This is a genomic window from Sphaerisporangium sp. NPDC049457 (genome assembly GCF_055586705.1).
The window spans coordinates 15,679-29,080 of sequence record NZ_JBVJHR010000002.1 but is presented as its reverse complement, the minus strand read 5'-3'; the positions used below and the strand labels follow the sequence as shown (position 1 = coordinate 29,080).

The 13,402-nt window shown below is 73.3% G+C and carries 10 protein-coding genes; 3 read left to right on the top strand and 7 right to left on the bottom strand.

Annotated elements, in window-relative coordinates; translation table 11 throughout:
• Positions 1-168: 168 nt before the first annotated feature.
• The 5 genes from ACZ6QO_RS03515 to dxr all read right to left on the bottom strand — a co-directional run bounded on the left by ACZ6QO_RS03515 (position 169) and on the right by dxr (position 6,620).
• On the bottom strand, positions 169-1,011 hold the full coding sequence (locus ACZ6QO_RS03515; protein ID WP_465848065.1) for a GNAT family N-acetyltransferase: 843 nt from the start codon (positions 1,009-1,011) through the stop codon (positions 169-171).
• A gap of 48 nt (positions 1,012-1,059) precedes the next feature.
• A complete protein-coding gene (locus ACZ6QO_RS03510) occupies positions 1,060-2,637 on the bottom strand; it encodes an alpha/beta hydrolase (protein WP_465847275.1) in 1,578 nt (525 codons plus the stop codon).
• Between the two features lie 154 nt (positions 2,638-2,791).
• Positions 2,792-3,841 (bottom strand): PP2C family protein-serine/threonine phosphatase, encoded by a 1,050-nt coding sequence (locus tag ACZ6QO_RS03505; protein WP_465847274.1) that lies wholly within the window; start codon positions 3,839-3,841, stop codon positions 2,792-2,794.
• A 162-nt stretch (positions 3,842-4,003) separates the two neighbouring features.
• Positions 4,004-5,170: a flavodoxin-dependent (E)-4-hydroxy-3-methylbut-2-enyl-diphosphate synthase gene (ispG, locus tag ACZ6QO_RS03500; RefSeq protein WP_465847272.1), complete on the bottom strand. Its 1,167-nt coding sequence runs from the start codon at positions 5,168-5,170 to the stop codon at positions 4,004-4,006.
• 139 nt (positions 5,171-5,309) lie between these two features.
• On the bottom strand, positions 5,310-6,620 hold the full coding sequence (dxr, locus tag ACZ6QO_RS03495) for a 1-deoxy-D-xylulose-5-phosphate reductoisomerase (protein ID WP_465847270.1): 1,311 nt from the start codon (positions 6,618-6,620) through the stop codon (positions 5,310-5,312).
• 285 nt (positions 6,621-6,905) lie between these two features.
• On the opposite strand from dxr, the gene ACZ6QO_RS03490 reads away from it, so the two are divergent.
• Together ACZ6QO_RS03490 and ACZ6QO_RS03485 are read left to right on the top strand one after the other, a co-directional pair.
• On the top strand, positions 6,906-8,048 hold the full coding sequence (locus ACZ6QO_RS03490) for a trypsin-like serine peptidase (protein WP_465847269.1): 1,143 nt from the start codon (positions 6,906-6,908) through the stop codon (positions 8,046-8,048).
• A gap of 51 nt (positions 8,049-8,099) precedes the next feature.
• Complete coding sequence (locus ACZ6QO_RS03485; protein WP_465847267.1) at positions 8,100-9,383, top strand: trypsin-like serine peptidase; 1,284 nt, start codon at positions 8,100-8,102, stop codon at positions 9,381-9,383.
• Positions 9,384-9,420: 37 nt separating this feature from the next.
• On the opposite strand, the gene ACZ6QO_RS03480 is transcribed toward ACZ6QO_RS03485, so the two are convergent.
• On the bottom strand, positions 9,421-10,848 hold the full coding sequence (locus ACZ6QO_RS03480; RefSeq protein WP_465847266.1) for an aldehyde dehydrogenase family protein: 1,428 nt from the start codon (positions 10,846-10,848) through the stop codon (positions 9,421-9,423).
• 227 nt (positions 10,849-11,075) lie between these two features.
• On the opposite strand from ACZ6QO_RS03480, the gene ACZ6QO_RS03475 reads away from it, so the two are divergent.
• The gene (locus tag ACZ6QO_RS03475) at positions 11,076-11,723 is read left to right on the top strand and encodes a TetR/AcrR family transcriptional regulator (RefSeq protein WP_465847264.1); all 648 of its coding nucleotides are present in this window, start codon (positions 11,076-11,078) and stop codon (positions 11,721-11,723) included.
• Positions 11,724-11,859: 136 nt separating this feature from the next.
• Here the strand turns inward: ACZ6QO_RS03475 and ACZ6QO_RS03470 are convergent, their stop codons facing one another.
• Entirely contained in the window at positions 11,860-13,350 is a 1,491-nt protein-coding gene (locus tag ACZ6QO_RS03470; protein ID WP_465847262.1) for a PucR family transcriptional regulator, read from the bottom strand.
• Positions 13,351-13,402: the final 52 nt, after the last annotated feature.

Genomic DNA, 13,402 nt, shown 5'->3' with positions numbered 1-13,402 from the left:
GACCCCGCTCCCCGGGCGCCCGGCGGCCCGCCCACGAACGCCCGGAACCCCGTTCACGAGCGCCCGGCGCCCCGTTCACGAACGCGCGCCGGCCGCCCGGACGGCGCGAAGGCGGGAAAGGCGGGGAGGAGACGGACAGGCTGGGAGGGGACGGACAGGCGGGAAGCGTCAGAACAGGACGGACATGAAGGTGTCGACCTCTTTGAAGCCGGCCCGGCGGTAGGCCGCCCGGGCCGCGACGTTGAAGTCGTTGACGTACAGCGACACAACGGGGGCGAAGTGCCGCAGGGTCAGACCGACGATGGCCGCCATGCCCGAGACGGCGTGCCCGCGGCCGCGCCGGTCGGGATGCACCCACACGCCCTGGATCTGGCAGACCTGCGGCGTCACCGCCCCGACCTCGGCCTTGAAGACGACCTGGCCGTCCTCGATGCGGGCGAACGACCGGCCGATGCGGATGAGCTCGGCGACCCGCGACCGGTAGAGCGCGCCGCCGTCGCCGAGGTCGGGCGAGATGCCGACCTCCTCGGTGAACATCGCCACGCATGCGGGAAGCAGCGTGGCGAATTCCTCCGGGCGTACCTGCCGGACGAGTGGATCGGCCGGCACGGGCGACGGCGAGGAGGTGGCCATGACCGGCTGTGCCCAGCGGATGGCCCGCGCGGGCCCCCAGTAGGGCTCCAGCCGTTCCCACAGCTTCTCGACGGCGTCGGCCGGGCCGACGATCGACGAGCAGCGCCGTCCCTGCCTGCGGGCACGGTCGGCGAACGCCTGTACGGCCTCGGGCCCGGCGTTCACCGGGACCAGGTTGGCGCCGGCGTAGCACAGCGAGGTCAGCCCACCGCGCGGGCCGAACCCCCACATCTGTCCGCCGAGCCGGGCCGGGCTCAGCCCGACCGACCGGACCCGGGAGGCGACGAAGACGTTGGCGACGGGGTCCGCGTCGAGGAGCGTGAGCACCTCGTCGCGGTCCTGCTCGTCGAGCACGCGCGACGCCGATGTTCGCAGCATCACGGGGCTTAGCCTACGCGACCGCCCCGATTTTGGAACGAACCGACCCTACTGCCCGAGAATGGCCCTGGCGGGTTTGGTGTGCGCCGGGGTCGGCGCCGGCTGCGGCTGCGGCCGCGGCTCGGCCACGGTGGCGCAGACGGCGTCCGGCCGGTGCCCGGCGCGCTGCTCAGCGCCGCTCCCCGGGAGGCTGCCGTCGCGCAGGTAGGCGGCCAGGTGCCGGTCGACGCAGGCGTTGCCCCCGAGCGCCACCCCGTGGTTGCCGCCGGCCTCCACCAGCAGCCGCGCGGTCGGGAACCGCTCGCGCACCCGCAGCGCGCCGGCGTACGGCGTGGCGGCGTCATGCCTGGACTGGACGAGCAGGATGGGCGGCAGGTGCGCGACGTCGCCGACGCGGACCGGCGTGCCGCCCTTCTCCGGCCAGAAGGCGCACGGCGCGTTGTACCAGGCGTTGGACCACGCCATGAACGGCGCCTTGGCGTTCACCTTGACGGTGTCCGCCTGCCAGCGCGCCCAGTCGCGCGGCCATTCGGCGTCGCGGCACTGCACCGCCAGGTACACGGCGTAGTTGTTCTCGGCGGCGGCGTCGTGGTCCACGTGGCGCCGGTAGGCGGCGACCAGGCCGTCCGGCTGCCCCTTCTTGGCGTAGGCGGAGAAGGCGGCGGCGAACTGCGGCCAGACGGCGTTGGTGTACCCGCCGACGGTGAAGATGTCGTCCAGCTCGCTCGCGCCGACCAGGCCGCCGGCGGGCCGGGCGGCGAGCCGGTGGCGCAGCGCGTACCACGCCGCGGTCACCTTGGTCTCGGTGTCACCCAGGCGGTACACGTCGTCGTGCCGGGCGACCCAGGCCAGGAACTGGCGGTGCCGCCGGTCGAAGGCGTAGTCCTGGGCGATGTTGGCGTCGTACCACACCCCGTCGGGGTCGACCACGCTGTCGAGCGCCATGCGCCTGACCCGGTTGGGGAACAGCGTCGCGTACACCGAGCCCAGGTAGGTGCCGTAGGAGTACCCGAGGTAGCTGATCTTGTCTTCGCCGAGCGCCTCGCGGATGGCGTCGATGTCACGGGCGGAGTTCTCCGTGGTCATGTGCGGCAGCAGCCACGACCAGCGCGCGCCGCACGCCTTGGCGTAGCCCTTGGCTCGGGCGAGCAGCGCCGCCTCGGCCGCGTCGTTGCCCGGCACCTGGTCAAGGCGCGGCGCGGCGAAGTGCTTCTTGGGGTCGACGCAGTGCAGCGCCGGCTCGCTGGCCCCGACGCCGCGGGGGTCGAAGCCGATGATGTCGTACCGGGCGGCGACGTCCTTGGGCAGGGCCGCGGCGACGTACCGGGCCAGGTTCACGCCGGGCGCGCCGGGGCCGCCGGGGTTGACCAGCAGCACGCCGAGCCCGCGGCGGCGGTCGTGGGACTCCGCGCCCTTGACGCGGCTGAGCGCGAGGGCGATCGTGCGCCCGTCGGGCCGGGCCGCGTCCAGCGGCACGTCAAGGGACGCGCACTCGGCCGCGACGATCATCTTCGGCCCTGGACACGCCGCCCACGCCGGGCCGTCATGGGGCGCCGCGGCCGCCCCTCCCGTCAGCCCGGTGACCAGCAAGGTCACACCCGCCATGACACTGAGAACACGCTTCACCCGTTGACTCCCTCTGCTGCGGTGGCAGAGGCGATGCTTCCGGACGGAGCCGTGCGGGGACGGCCGACCCGGCCCAACGTTTATCGATCTGTAGTCATTCGATTGCCTACCGTAATACCGGCCGGCGCCGCGATGCACATCGCGTCACGGGCTCTCAGTCGGGCAGGCGCTGGATCGCCACCATGGCGGCGTCGTCGCCGAGCCGCCCGCCGGCATAGGTGAGCAGGTCGGCGCGGACGTGCTCGACCAGCGTCTCGGGCCCGTCGCCCTCCCAGCTCAGCAACCGCCCGGCCAGCGGATAGAAGCGGCCGCCACGGTCGCGGGCCTCGATGACGCCGTCGGTGTAGAGCAGCAGCGTGTCACCGGCCTTGAAGTCGAACGTCTCCACCTCGTAGGCGGCGTCGCCCAGCTCGCCGAGGCCCAGCGGGGGCGCGGGCTTGGCGGCCTCCAGGGTCATGACGTGGTGGTCGCGCAGCAGTAGCGGCGGCGGGTGCCCGCAGTTGATCACGTCGACCACCGCCCGGTCGTGCGGGATCTCCAGCACGGCGGCGGTGATGAAGCTCTCGACGGCCTGCGCGCAGTCGCAGGCCTGCTCGGCCAGGTCGGTCCGCACGCTTTCGTCCAGATATCTGGCCACGTCCGGCAGGGTCGCGTGCAGGCGGGCGGCCTCGCGGAAGGCGCCGACGAGCAGGGCGGCGTCGGAGACCGAGGGAAGCCCCTTCCCGCGGACGTCACCGATGACGATGCGCGTCCGCGCGTCGGTGCGCGCCGCGGCGTACAGGTCGCCGCCGATCTGGGCCTCCTCCTCGGCGGCGAGGTAGGCGGAGGCGAGCCGCAGCGGCCCGAGCCTCGGGGGAAGCGGCCGCAGCAGCGCCCGCTGCGCGACCTCCGAGACCGACCGCACGCGCGTGAGGACCCGCTGGTGCCGCGCGCGCAGATAGGAGAACAGCACCAGGAACGTGGTCACCACGACGGCCGCGACGAACTGCGCCTGCACGGGACGCGCCCCGAGCAGGCCGTCGTAGAAGTCGAGGAAGAGCTGGGCGAGGACGGCCAGCCCCCCGATCGTCGCCGTCACCCACGGCCCGGCGAACGAGGCGGTCACCGCGGGAGCGGTGATGAGCAGAGGGCTGAGCACGATCTGGCGGGGAGTCAGCAGGTCGGCGATGGTGATCAGCACGATCAGCGCGAGCGGGAGCGCCACCAGCGCGTGACCAGGACGCCACGGCCGGCGCGGACGAGAAGCCGGGCGTCCGTGCCGCATTCTTCATGCATACACCAGCGCGACCTCACACTGGAAACCCGCCACCGCTCTCACCAGGCCCGATGGCCCCTCCACACCCCGTGCCCGGCGCCGGCGCGAGCCCTAGCCGACGACGACCTGCGGGCCGGACGTGTCGTCGTCGAGGTCGACGTCCACGCCCATCTCCTCGGCCAGGCGCAGAGCCTCCTCGATGAGAGTCTCGACGATCTGCGACTCGGGGACGGTCTTGACGACCTCGCCCTTGACGAAGATCTGGCCCTTGCCGTTGCCCGAGGCGACGCCCAGGTCGGCCTCGCGGGCCTCGCCAGGGCCGTTCACCACACAACCCATCACGGCCACCCGCAGCGGGACCTTCAGCCCGTCGAGCCCGGCGTGCACCTGCTCGGCCAGGGTGTACACATCGACCTGGGCACGCCCGCAGGAGGGGCAGGAGACGATCTCAAGCCCGCGCTCGCGGAGGTTCAGCGACTCGAGGATGCCGATGCCGACCTTGACCTCCTCGACCGGAGGCGCCGACAGCGAGACGCGGATCGTGTCGCCGATGCCCTCGGCGAGCAGCGCGCCGAAGGCCACCGCCGACTTGATCGTGCCCTGGAACGCCGGGCCGGCCTCGGTCACGCCGAGGTGCAGCGGATAGTCGCACCGCGCCGCGAGCAGGCGGTACGCCTGGATCATGACGACGGGGTCGTGGTGCTTCACCGAGATCTTGATGTCGCGGAAGCCGTGCTCCTCGAACAGCGAGCACTCCCACAGCGCCGACTCCACCAGCGCCTCGGGAGTGGCCTTGCCGTACTTGGCCAGCAGGCGCGGGTCGAGCGAACCGGCGTTGACGCCGATGCGGATGGGGACGCCAGCCGCGGCGGCGGCCCTGGCGATCTCGCCGACCTTGTCGTCGAACTTCTTGATGTTGCCGGGATTCACCCGGACGGCCGCGCACCCGGCGTCGATGGCGGCGAAGACGTACTTCGGCTGGAAGTGGATGTCGGCGATCACCGGGATCTGCGACTTGCGCGCGATCATCGGCAGCGCGTCGGCGTCGTCCTGCGAGGGCACGGCCACGCGGACGATCTGGCAGCCGGACGCCGTCAACTCGGCGATCTGCTGGAGCGTGGAGTTCACGTCGGCGGTCAGCGTGGTGGTCATGGACTGCACCGTGACCGGCGCACCGCCGCCCACCGGCACCGACCCCACCATGATCTGCCGCGAAACCCGCCGCTCGGCGATCGGCTTGCTCCGTACCGAGGGAATTCCCAGATCAACAGATGTCATCTTTTTCCAGCACCTTGGTAGTGGCGACGCGCTCAGACGTCCTCCAGTCTAGGGACCCGCGCGGACCGCTGGGCTCGGGACCACCGATGAACCAGGAGTTCCCGGCCACCTGTGACTCCCACCACCCCGGTCCGCGCCGCTACCCCGCCGCCTGACCGGCGACCAGTTCGCGGGCGCGGGCGCGCGCCCAGGCGTCGGCGTCCAGGACCTCCTCCACCGAGTCCGCGGGCGTCACGGCGTGCTCGCCGACCACGGCCGCGACGGTGTCGACGATGCCGAGGAACGGCAGCCGCCCGTCCAGGAACGCCTCCAGGCACATCTCGTTGGCCGCGTTGTAGACGGCCGGCGCCGTGCCGCCCTGGGTGCCCACGTGCCGGGCCAGCGCCACCGACGGGAACGCCTCGTCGTCCAGCGGCTCGAACGTCCAGGTGTGGGCCTTGGTCCAGTCGACGGCGCGGGCCGCCCCCGGCACGCGCGACGGCCAGCCCAGCGTCAGCGAGATCGGCAGCCGCATGTCGGGCGGGCTGGCCTGCGCGATGGTGGACCCGTCGACGAACTCCACCATCGAGTGGACGACCGACTGCGGGTGGACGACCACGGCGATGCGGTCGAAGGGGATGTCGAACAGCAGGTTGGCCTCGATGACCTCCAGGCCCTTGTTGACCAGCGTCGCGGAGTTCAGCGTGATGACCGTCCCCATGTCCCAGGTGGGGTGCTTCAGCGCCTGCTCGGGCGTCACGCCGGTCAGCTCCGCGCGCGTGCGGCCGCGGAACGGGCCGCCGCTCGCCGTGACCACGAGCCGCCGCACCTGCGCCGGGTCGTACCCCGAGGGCCCGGACGCCCACAGGCACTGGGCCAGGGCGGAGTGCTCGGAGTCGACCGGCAGGATGCAGCCCGGACCGGCCAGCCGCTTGACCAGCGGGCCGCCGATGATGAGCGACTCTTTGTTGGCGAGGGCCAGAACCCGTCCGGCGGAGAGCGCCGCGAGCGTGGAGGTCAGCCCGACGGCCCCGGTGATGCCGTTCAGCACGATGTCGCAGGGCCAGGCCGCCACCTGCGCCACCCCCTCGGTGCCCGCCACGATCGGCACCGGCCCGATCGCCGCGCGCAGCGCCGGGACGGCCCGCTCGTCGGCCACCGCGACGATCTCAGGACGAAAGCGCCTGACCTGGGCGGCCAGCACGTCGACCTGCCCGCCGCCCGCGACGAGCCCGGCGACCCGGAAGCTCGCGGGATCGCGCTCGATGACCTCCAGAGCCTGGGTGCCCACCGAGCCGGTGGAGCCGAGCACGACGATCGAGCGCGGCTCGGCGGGGCGGGGCGGATCCACGGGGCCGGGCCGATCGGCGGGACGCGTGCGGGAGGCGCCCGCGGACACGGAGCCCGGGGACGCGGAACCCGCCGGCGCGTCGCCCGCGGGAGCCGCCGGTGCGGCGAGAGGGGTCTGCATGCCCCCCATTATCGCGGCCGCTCCCACCGGCCCACCGGCCGCCGTTATGCGTCACCAGTGCGACGGGTGGGAAAGCAGCAGTTCAATGCCCGAAACCCGCCATACCTGTCTCGGTGAATAGCGAGAAATGCCGCATTCGGCGGCACTAACTTCCCGCGTCAGAGCACGGCACCCGATCACGCGGGGGCCGGGCACGCGTCCAGTGCCCCGCGCCGGCCCGAACACCGGCGCGCGTACGCCGGCGCGCCCGCCCGGCTCCCGCGACCACCGCATGGAGGACCCCGCATGCACCGCACGGCACGACGTCTCATCCCCATCCTCGCGATCACACCCGTGGCGGCGGCGGGATTCCTGCTGAACGCTCCGACCGCCGAGGCGGCCAAGCCGTCCGCCGCGCCCAGGCCCAGCGTCCACGAGGCGGCCGACACCACCAAGGAGCAGCGGGTGGTCAAACAGTTCTGGACCCCCGCCAAGATGGCCGCGGCCAAGCCGCTGGTCCTGGTGAGGTCGCGTGGCGGGCGCACCACCGCCGCCCCGGGCGGCGGCAAGGCGATCATCCTGGCCGCACCCGGCTCGCACGCCGTGAAACGCGCCGACACCCCGGCCGAGCCGACGGCCTCCGCCTCGCCCACCCAGGCCGCGCCCACCGCGCCGGCCACGCCCGAGCCGTCGGCGGCGGCCGAGTCGCCCACCCCCACGCCCTCCCCCTCCGCGACCTCAGCGGCCTCCACGCTGGCCGCCCGCTCGTCGGGCGCGCCGTGGACGGCGGGCGGCGCGATCACCCGCACCGAGGGGCGGGTGTTCTTCACCTACCAGGGCCGCAACGCCTCCTGCTCGGGCACCGCGGTCACCAGCGCCAACAAGAGCGTCGTCATCACCGCCGGGCACTGCGTGAAGCTCGGCGGCGCCTTCCACACCAACTGGGTGTTCGTCCCCGGCTACAACGCCGGAAGCCGCCCGTACGGCACCTGGGTCGCCACCAGCCTGCTCACCACCCCCCAGTGGAACGCGAGCGAGGACATGAACCACGACATGGCCGCCGCCGTCGTCGCCCCGCTGAACGGGCAGCGCCTGGTCGACGTCGTCGGCGGCCAGGGCGTGGCCTTCAACCAGCCGCGCGGGCGGCAGATGTACGCCTTCGGCTACCCGGCCGCGAGCCCGTACAACGGTTCGAGGCTGATCTACTGCGGCGGCAGGGTGTTCGACGACTTCCTGATCTCGACCGACCAGGGCCTGACCTGCGACATGACCGGCGGCTCCAGCGGCGGCGGCTGGTTCGTCAACTTCAGCGAGACGACCGGTGCGGGCACGCTTAACTCGGTCAACAGCTTCAAGTACAACTTCGCCTCGTACTGGATGTTCGGCCCGTACTTCGGGACGGAGGCGGAGGCGGTCTACACGGCGGCGCAGAAGCAGGACGCCACCTGATTTACCGAAAGTATCCGCAAGGCGACCTTGGGTAGTCCACACTCGGGATCCATGACCCCGATCCTCCCCCTGATCGCCGCCGCGTCGCTCGTCATGGGGCCGGCCGGCGCCGCGTCCGCCGACCCCTTCCGGGTCCTGCCGCCGCCGGTCGCCGGCCCGTCGGCCGCGCTCTCCTCGCCGGCCTTCCCGGCCGCGCGGGCGGGCGTGTTCGCGGGGGTGGTCAGGCAGGTGAGCGCGCCGGTGGCCGGGCAGGTGGTCGGGCAGGTGACGTCGGCGGCGGGGGTGGTCGAGCACGTGGCCGCCCTCACCGGGGCCGAGCAGCGACGGGTCGTGGCCTACTGGACGCCGCGGCGCATGGCGCGGGCGCTGCCCGCCGGGCTGCTCGGCTCGGTCGCCAAGATCGGCCGGTTGGGTTCCGGCGCGCTGCCCCTGCGCATCGCCGCGCCCCGGCCCCCGGCGCACCGCAGGCCTCCGGCCTCGTCGCCCGCCCCCGCACGCCCGGCCGCTCCGCCCCGCGAGAGGCCGGCCGGCCGCGACCTTCCCGCCCGCGGCGGCCCGCCGGCCCTCGGGGGGCCGGCGGGCGCGCAGGCGGCGTCCGGCGCGTCAGGGGCGCCGGGGTCTCCGGCGACGGCCGCGCGCACCCCGGTCGTGAACACCAGCGCCGCGCGGTGGTCGGCCGGAGGCGCGGTGACGCGCACCACCGGCCGGGTGTTCCTCACCGTGCGCGGCGTCGACTACGTCTGCTCGGCGGGCGCGGTGCGCAGCCGCAACATGGACGTCGTCGTCACCGCCGGCCACTGCGTCAAGGACGGCGCGGGCGCCTGGGCCGAGAACTGGACGTTCGTGCCGGGCTACGAGTCGGGCAGCAGGCCCTACGGGGTGTTCACCGCCCGGCGCATGCTCGTGCCCGAGCCGTGGTCGCGCAAGGGCGACGACAGCCACGACCTGGGCATGGTGGCGGTGAACCCGATGGGCGACCGCCATCTCGGCCAGATCGTCGGAGGCCAGGAGATCGGGTTCGACGTGCCGCGCGGCGGGCGGGCGTTCGGGTTCGGCTTCCCCGCCGACCCGCCCTACGACGGCGAGCACCTGATCTACTGCTCCGGTCCCATGCACGCCGATCCGCACGGCCAGACCAAAGACCAGGGCATGCGCTGCGATCTGACCGCCGGGTCGAGCGGCGGCCCATGGCTGAGCTCCTTCGACCCGGCGTCCGGGCAGGGCGTGGTGACCTCGGTGAGCAGTTTCAAATACAGCGACGATCCGGGCACGATGTACGGACCGTACTTCGGCGACCAGGCCCGCCGGCTGTTCGAGGCGGCGCAGCGAGCCTGACGTGGCGGCGAACCTGGCACCGAAGGACGCGGCCGGCTCACAGAGTCAGGCCGGTGAGCACCATGACCTTCTCGTAGGTGTAGTCCTCCATCGCCGAGCGCAGGCCCTCACGGCCGATGCCCGACTCCTTGACGCCGCCGTAGGGCATCTGGTCGGCGCGGTAGGACGGCACGTCGCCGATGATCACACCGCCGACCTCCAGTTCCTTCCCGGCGCGGAAGGCCGCCTCCAGGCTGCGGGTGAAGACGCCCGCCTGCAGACCGTACTTGGAGTCGTTGACCGCGGCGAACGCCTCGTCGACCGAGTCGACCCGCTGGATCACCAGCACCGGGCCGAAGACCTCCTCGCGGACGACCTTGGCGTCGCCCGGCACGTCCGCCAGCACGGTGGGGGCGATGGTGGCGCCCTCCCTGCCGCCTCCGGTGAGCATCCTGGCGCCCGCGGCGACCGCCTCGGCCACCCACTGCTCCACCCGTTCGGCGGCCTCGACCGACACCAGCGGCCCCACCTGCGTCTTGTCGTCGGCCGGGTCGCCGACGACCAGGCTCTCGACGGCGGCGACGAGCTTGGCGGCGAACGCCTCGGCCACCGGCCGCTCGACGATCACCCGCTGCACGGCGATGCAGCTCTGCCCGGCCTGGTAGTTGGAGAACAGCGCGATGCGGGTGGCCGCCCAGTCGAGGTCGGCGTCGGCGAGCACCACCGCGGCGGCGTTCCCGCCGAGTTCCAGCGTCACGTGCTTGCGCGGCACGCGCTCCTTGATGGCGAAACCGACCGGCCCCGAGCCGGTGAAGGACACCACCGGCAGGCGCGGGTCGTCGACCAGCGCGCCGGCGCGGTCGTTGGGCACCGGCAGCACCGAGAACATGCCCGCCGGCAGGCCGGTCTCGGCGAGGATCTCGCCGAGCAGCAGCGCCGACAGCGGGGTCGCCGGGGCCGGCTTGACGATCACCGGCGCGCCGACCGCTATGGCGGGCGCCACCTTGTGGGCCACCAGGTTGAGCGGGAAGTTGAACGGCGTGACGGCCAGCACCGGCCCGTACGGCTGGCGCGAGACGTAGGCCAGCCGGCCGTTCGCGGCCGGCTCGGTGTCCAGCCGCTGGACGTCGCCGCTGAAGCGCCGGGTCTCCTCGGCGGCGAAGCGGAAGGTCGAGACCGCGCGGCCGACCTCGCCGCGCGCCCAGAAGATCGGCTTGCCGTTCTCGGCGCTGATCAGCCGGGCGATCTCCTCCGAGCGCTCCGCCAGGCGGCGCGAGACATGGGCCAGCGCCTCGGCGCGCACGTGGATCGGCAGCGCCGCGGCCTCTTTGCGGACGGCGTGCGCGGCCGCCACCGCCTCCTCTACCTGGTTTTGGGTCGGCACCGAGCCGACGCCGACGACGCGGCCGTCGTGGGGATTGGTCACCGTGAGCTCGTCATCGCCCGTCGCGGGCGAGCCGGCGAGCCAGAAGGGGCGTACGTCCATATTCCGACGCTATGCCTTCCCGTGGTCCCGGGCGCTACTCCAGTACGGACAAGTGCCTGCTCAGACCGCTACATTCCGCATAAGGTACGTTCTTTCCCCGTTCTGTAGCGAGCATGCCGCATTTTCGGAATGTTTTCTGTTGCAGGACGGTTTGAAGGTCGCGACACATGGTTAAGTCAACATGCGGGTCCGCGCGGGATCCGCACGGAGAAGGGGCTGAGTCGCTCATGGGTTCGCCTGCGCCGCTCGGCCTCCAAGGCGCTTATGAACCGGCCAACCAGACCTCGCAGGATGAACTGCGCGCCCGTCTGATCACGGTGGCCGGCGAGTTGCTGGTCACCCGGGGCGCCGACAGCCTGACGGTGCGGCGCATCGCCGCCGAGGCGGGGTGCTCGGTCACCGTGGTGTACACCATGTTCGGCAACAAGGAAGGGCTCGCCGAGGCGCTCTACCTTGAGGGCTTCGAGCGGTTCCGCCGCAGGCTCTCGGAGGTCCCACACCACTCGGACCCTCTGGAGTACCTCACCTCTCTTGGTCCGGCCTACCGCGAGGCGTGCCTGGCCGAACCGGGGTACTACAGCGTGATGTTCGAGAAGGCGATCCCGGGCTTCGAGCCGAGCGAGCGGGCGCGCACGCTGGCCAGGGCCGCGGTGAACATCCTCGACCGGGCCATCGCCGACTGCATCGCGGCCGGCTATCTGGTGCCCACCCAGCCTCGCAAGATCGCCGACTGTCTCTGGGCGGCGGCGCAGGGCGCGGTGAGCCTCGAACGCGCCGGGCACCTGCGCGACGATCACGTCTACACGGCGGTCACGCTCGCCGCGATCAGCCGTTATCTGGTCCGCAAGGACACCTTGCCCCCCGCCCCCTACTGAACGCTCCCCGTCCGAACCGGCGTGCGTACCTCACCCAGCCGACGTCGATTCGCCGCCGAACCGGGCTCCGGACCCGGGCGTGCGGGCCCCACCCGGCCGGCGTCGCCTCGCCGCCGAGCGGGGCGTGGCGGCCGCCCTACCGAAGCCGCTCCCGTTCGACGCCGGGGGTGGGGGCGGCGAGCGCCACCCACAGCTCCGCGCGCACGGCGGGGTCGTCCAGATCGCGGCCGAGCAGCTCGGCGACCCGCCGCATCCGATAGCGCAGCGTGTGCCGGTGGACGCCGAGCCGCTGGGCCGCCGCGTCCCAGTGGCCGTTGCACGCGAGGTAGGCGCGCAGCGAGTCCACCAGGTCGGCGCGCGAGCCGTACTCGCGGAGCGGGGCCAGCAGCGAGGCGGCGAACCCCGACAGCAGCCCGGGGTCGACCAGCGACAGCAGTCCCTGCCCGGCGAGGTCGGCGAAGCGCATGACCGGGTCGGCCGTGGCGAGGGCGCGCTGCGCCTGCTCCAGGCCCGCGGCCAGGAAGGACGGCTCCACCGGCTCGCTCACCCCGACGCGGCCGCCCAGCGCCGCCGCGGCGATCACGGGCTCGGCCGCCGCCTCGGCGACCAGGGCGATCACGAGCCGGCCCCACGGCGCGGTGAACCCTGGAAGAGCGTCCTGGAGTTCGTCCGCGTCGCCGGGCTCGCAGGCCAGTACCACGATGGGGCCGCCTTCCAGGAACGCCGCGTCGCCCTGACCGCCGGGGAGCGCCGCGAGCGTCTCGGCGGCGGCCCGCCGTTCGCCGGCCAGCAGCAGGCGCAGCACGGCGGCGCGGACGCGGCGCACCGCGGCGAGGCGGTCGCGGCGCTGCTCAAGGGAGAGGGCGAGCAGCGAGCCCGCGGTGTTGACGACGGTGTGCCCGACCGGCGAGAAGGGCCGCCGCGCGCCGACCGCGAAGAAGCCGCTGACGCGCCGCTGGTCGCCGAGCGGCTGGACGATCACGTGCTCGTGCGGTCCGGACAGCGCGAGGGTGGCGGGCGCGCCGCCGGGGGCGCGCAGCCGGTCGAGCTCGCCGCGCACCAGGGCGGCGCCCTTGTCCACGTCGTCACCCGCGGCGTGCAGGATGTCTCCCGTCTCGTCGAACAGCACGGCCCAGCCGTGGATCTCGCGGGCCAGCCGCCGGACCACCGCGGCCATGCCGCCCGCCCGCAGCGCGGCGCGGGTCAGCCGTCCTTGGGCGGCGAAGGCGTCGCCGAGCTCCTCGTACCGCTCGGCGGCGAGCATCTCGCTGACGGCCTTGCCGACGGAGATGAACGGCGTCTCCCTCGGCACCTCGACCAGGGGCAGCCCGGCGCGGGCGGCGGCCTCGACCAGCTCCGGCGGCACGCTCTCGTGGCCGAGCCCCACGCCGAACCCGAGACCGGCCACCCCGCGGCCGACCAGCCGCGAGACGTAGGATCGGGCGTCGTCGGGGCGCAGCCGCATGCCGGTGGTGAGGACCAGCTCGTCGCCTTCCAGGAACGGGGTCGGGTCCTCCAGCTCGCTCACCGCGACCCAGCGCACCGGCCGTTCTAGCGCGCCCTCGCCCGCGCGCACCCGCAGCCGCAGCGGCGCGAGCGCCACCACCCGCCGCAGGGTCGGAGCCATGGCACCCCTCAGGTGACCGGAGTTGTACAAGTTGGACAAGCCAGACGGACAT

Coding starts and splice junctions, on each gene's coding strand:
- ACZ6QO_RS03515 (WP_465848065.1), bottom strand. CDS start 1,011: ATGCTGCGAACATCGGCGTCGCGCGTGCTCGACGAGCAGGACCGCGAC.
- ispG (WP_465847272.1), bottom strand. CDS start 5,170: ATGACATCTGTTGATCTGGGAATTCCCTCGGTACGGAGCAAGCCGATC.
- dxr (WP_465847270.1), bottom strand. CDS start 6,620: ATGCAGACCCCTCTCGCCGCACCGGCGGCTCCCGCGGGCGACGCGCCG.
- ACZ6QO_RS03490 (WP_465847269.1), top strand. CDS start 6,906: ATGCACCGCACGGCACGACGTCTCATCCCCATCCTCGCGATCACACCC.
- ACZ6QO_RS03485 (WP_465847267.1), top strand. CDS start 8,100: ATGACCCCGATCCTCCCCCTGATCGCCGCCGCGTCGCTCGTCATGGGG.
- ACZ6QO_RS03480 (WP_465847266.1), bottom strand. CDS start 10,848: ATGGACGTACGCCCCTTCTGGCTCGCCGGCTCGCCCGCGACGGGCGAT.
- ACZ6QO_RS03475 (WP_465847264.1), top strand. CDS start 11,076: ATGGGTTCGCCTGCGCCGCTCGGCCTCCAAGGCGCTTATGAACCGGCC.
- ACZ6QO_RS03470 (WP_465847262.1), bottom strand. CDS start 13,350: ATGGCTCCGACCCTGCGGCGGGTGGTGGCGCTCGCGCCGCTGCGGCTG.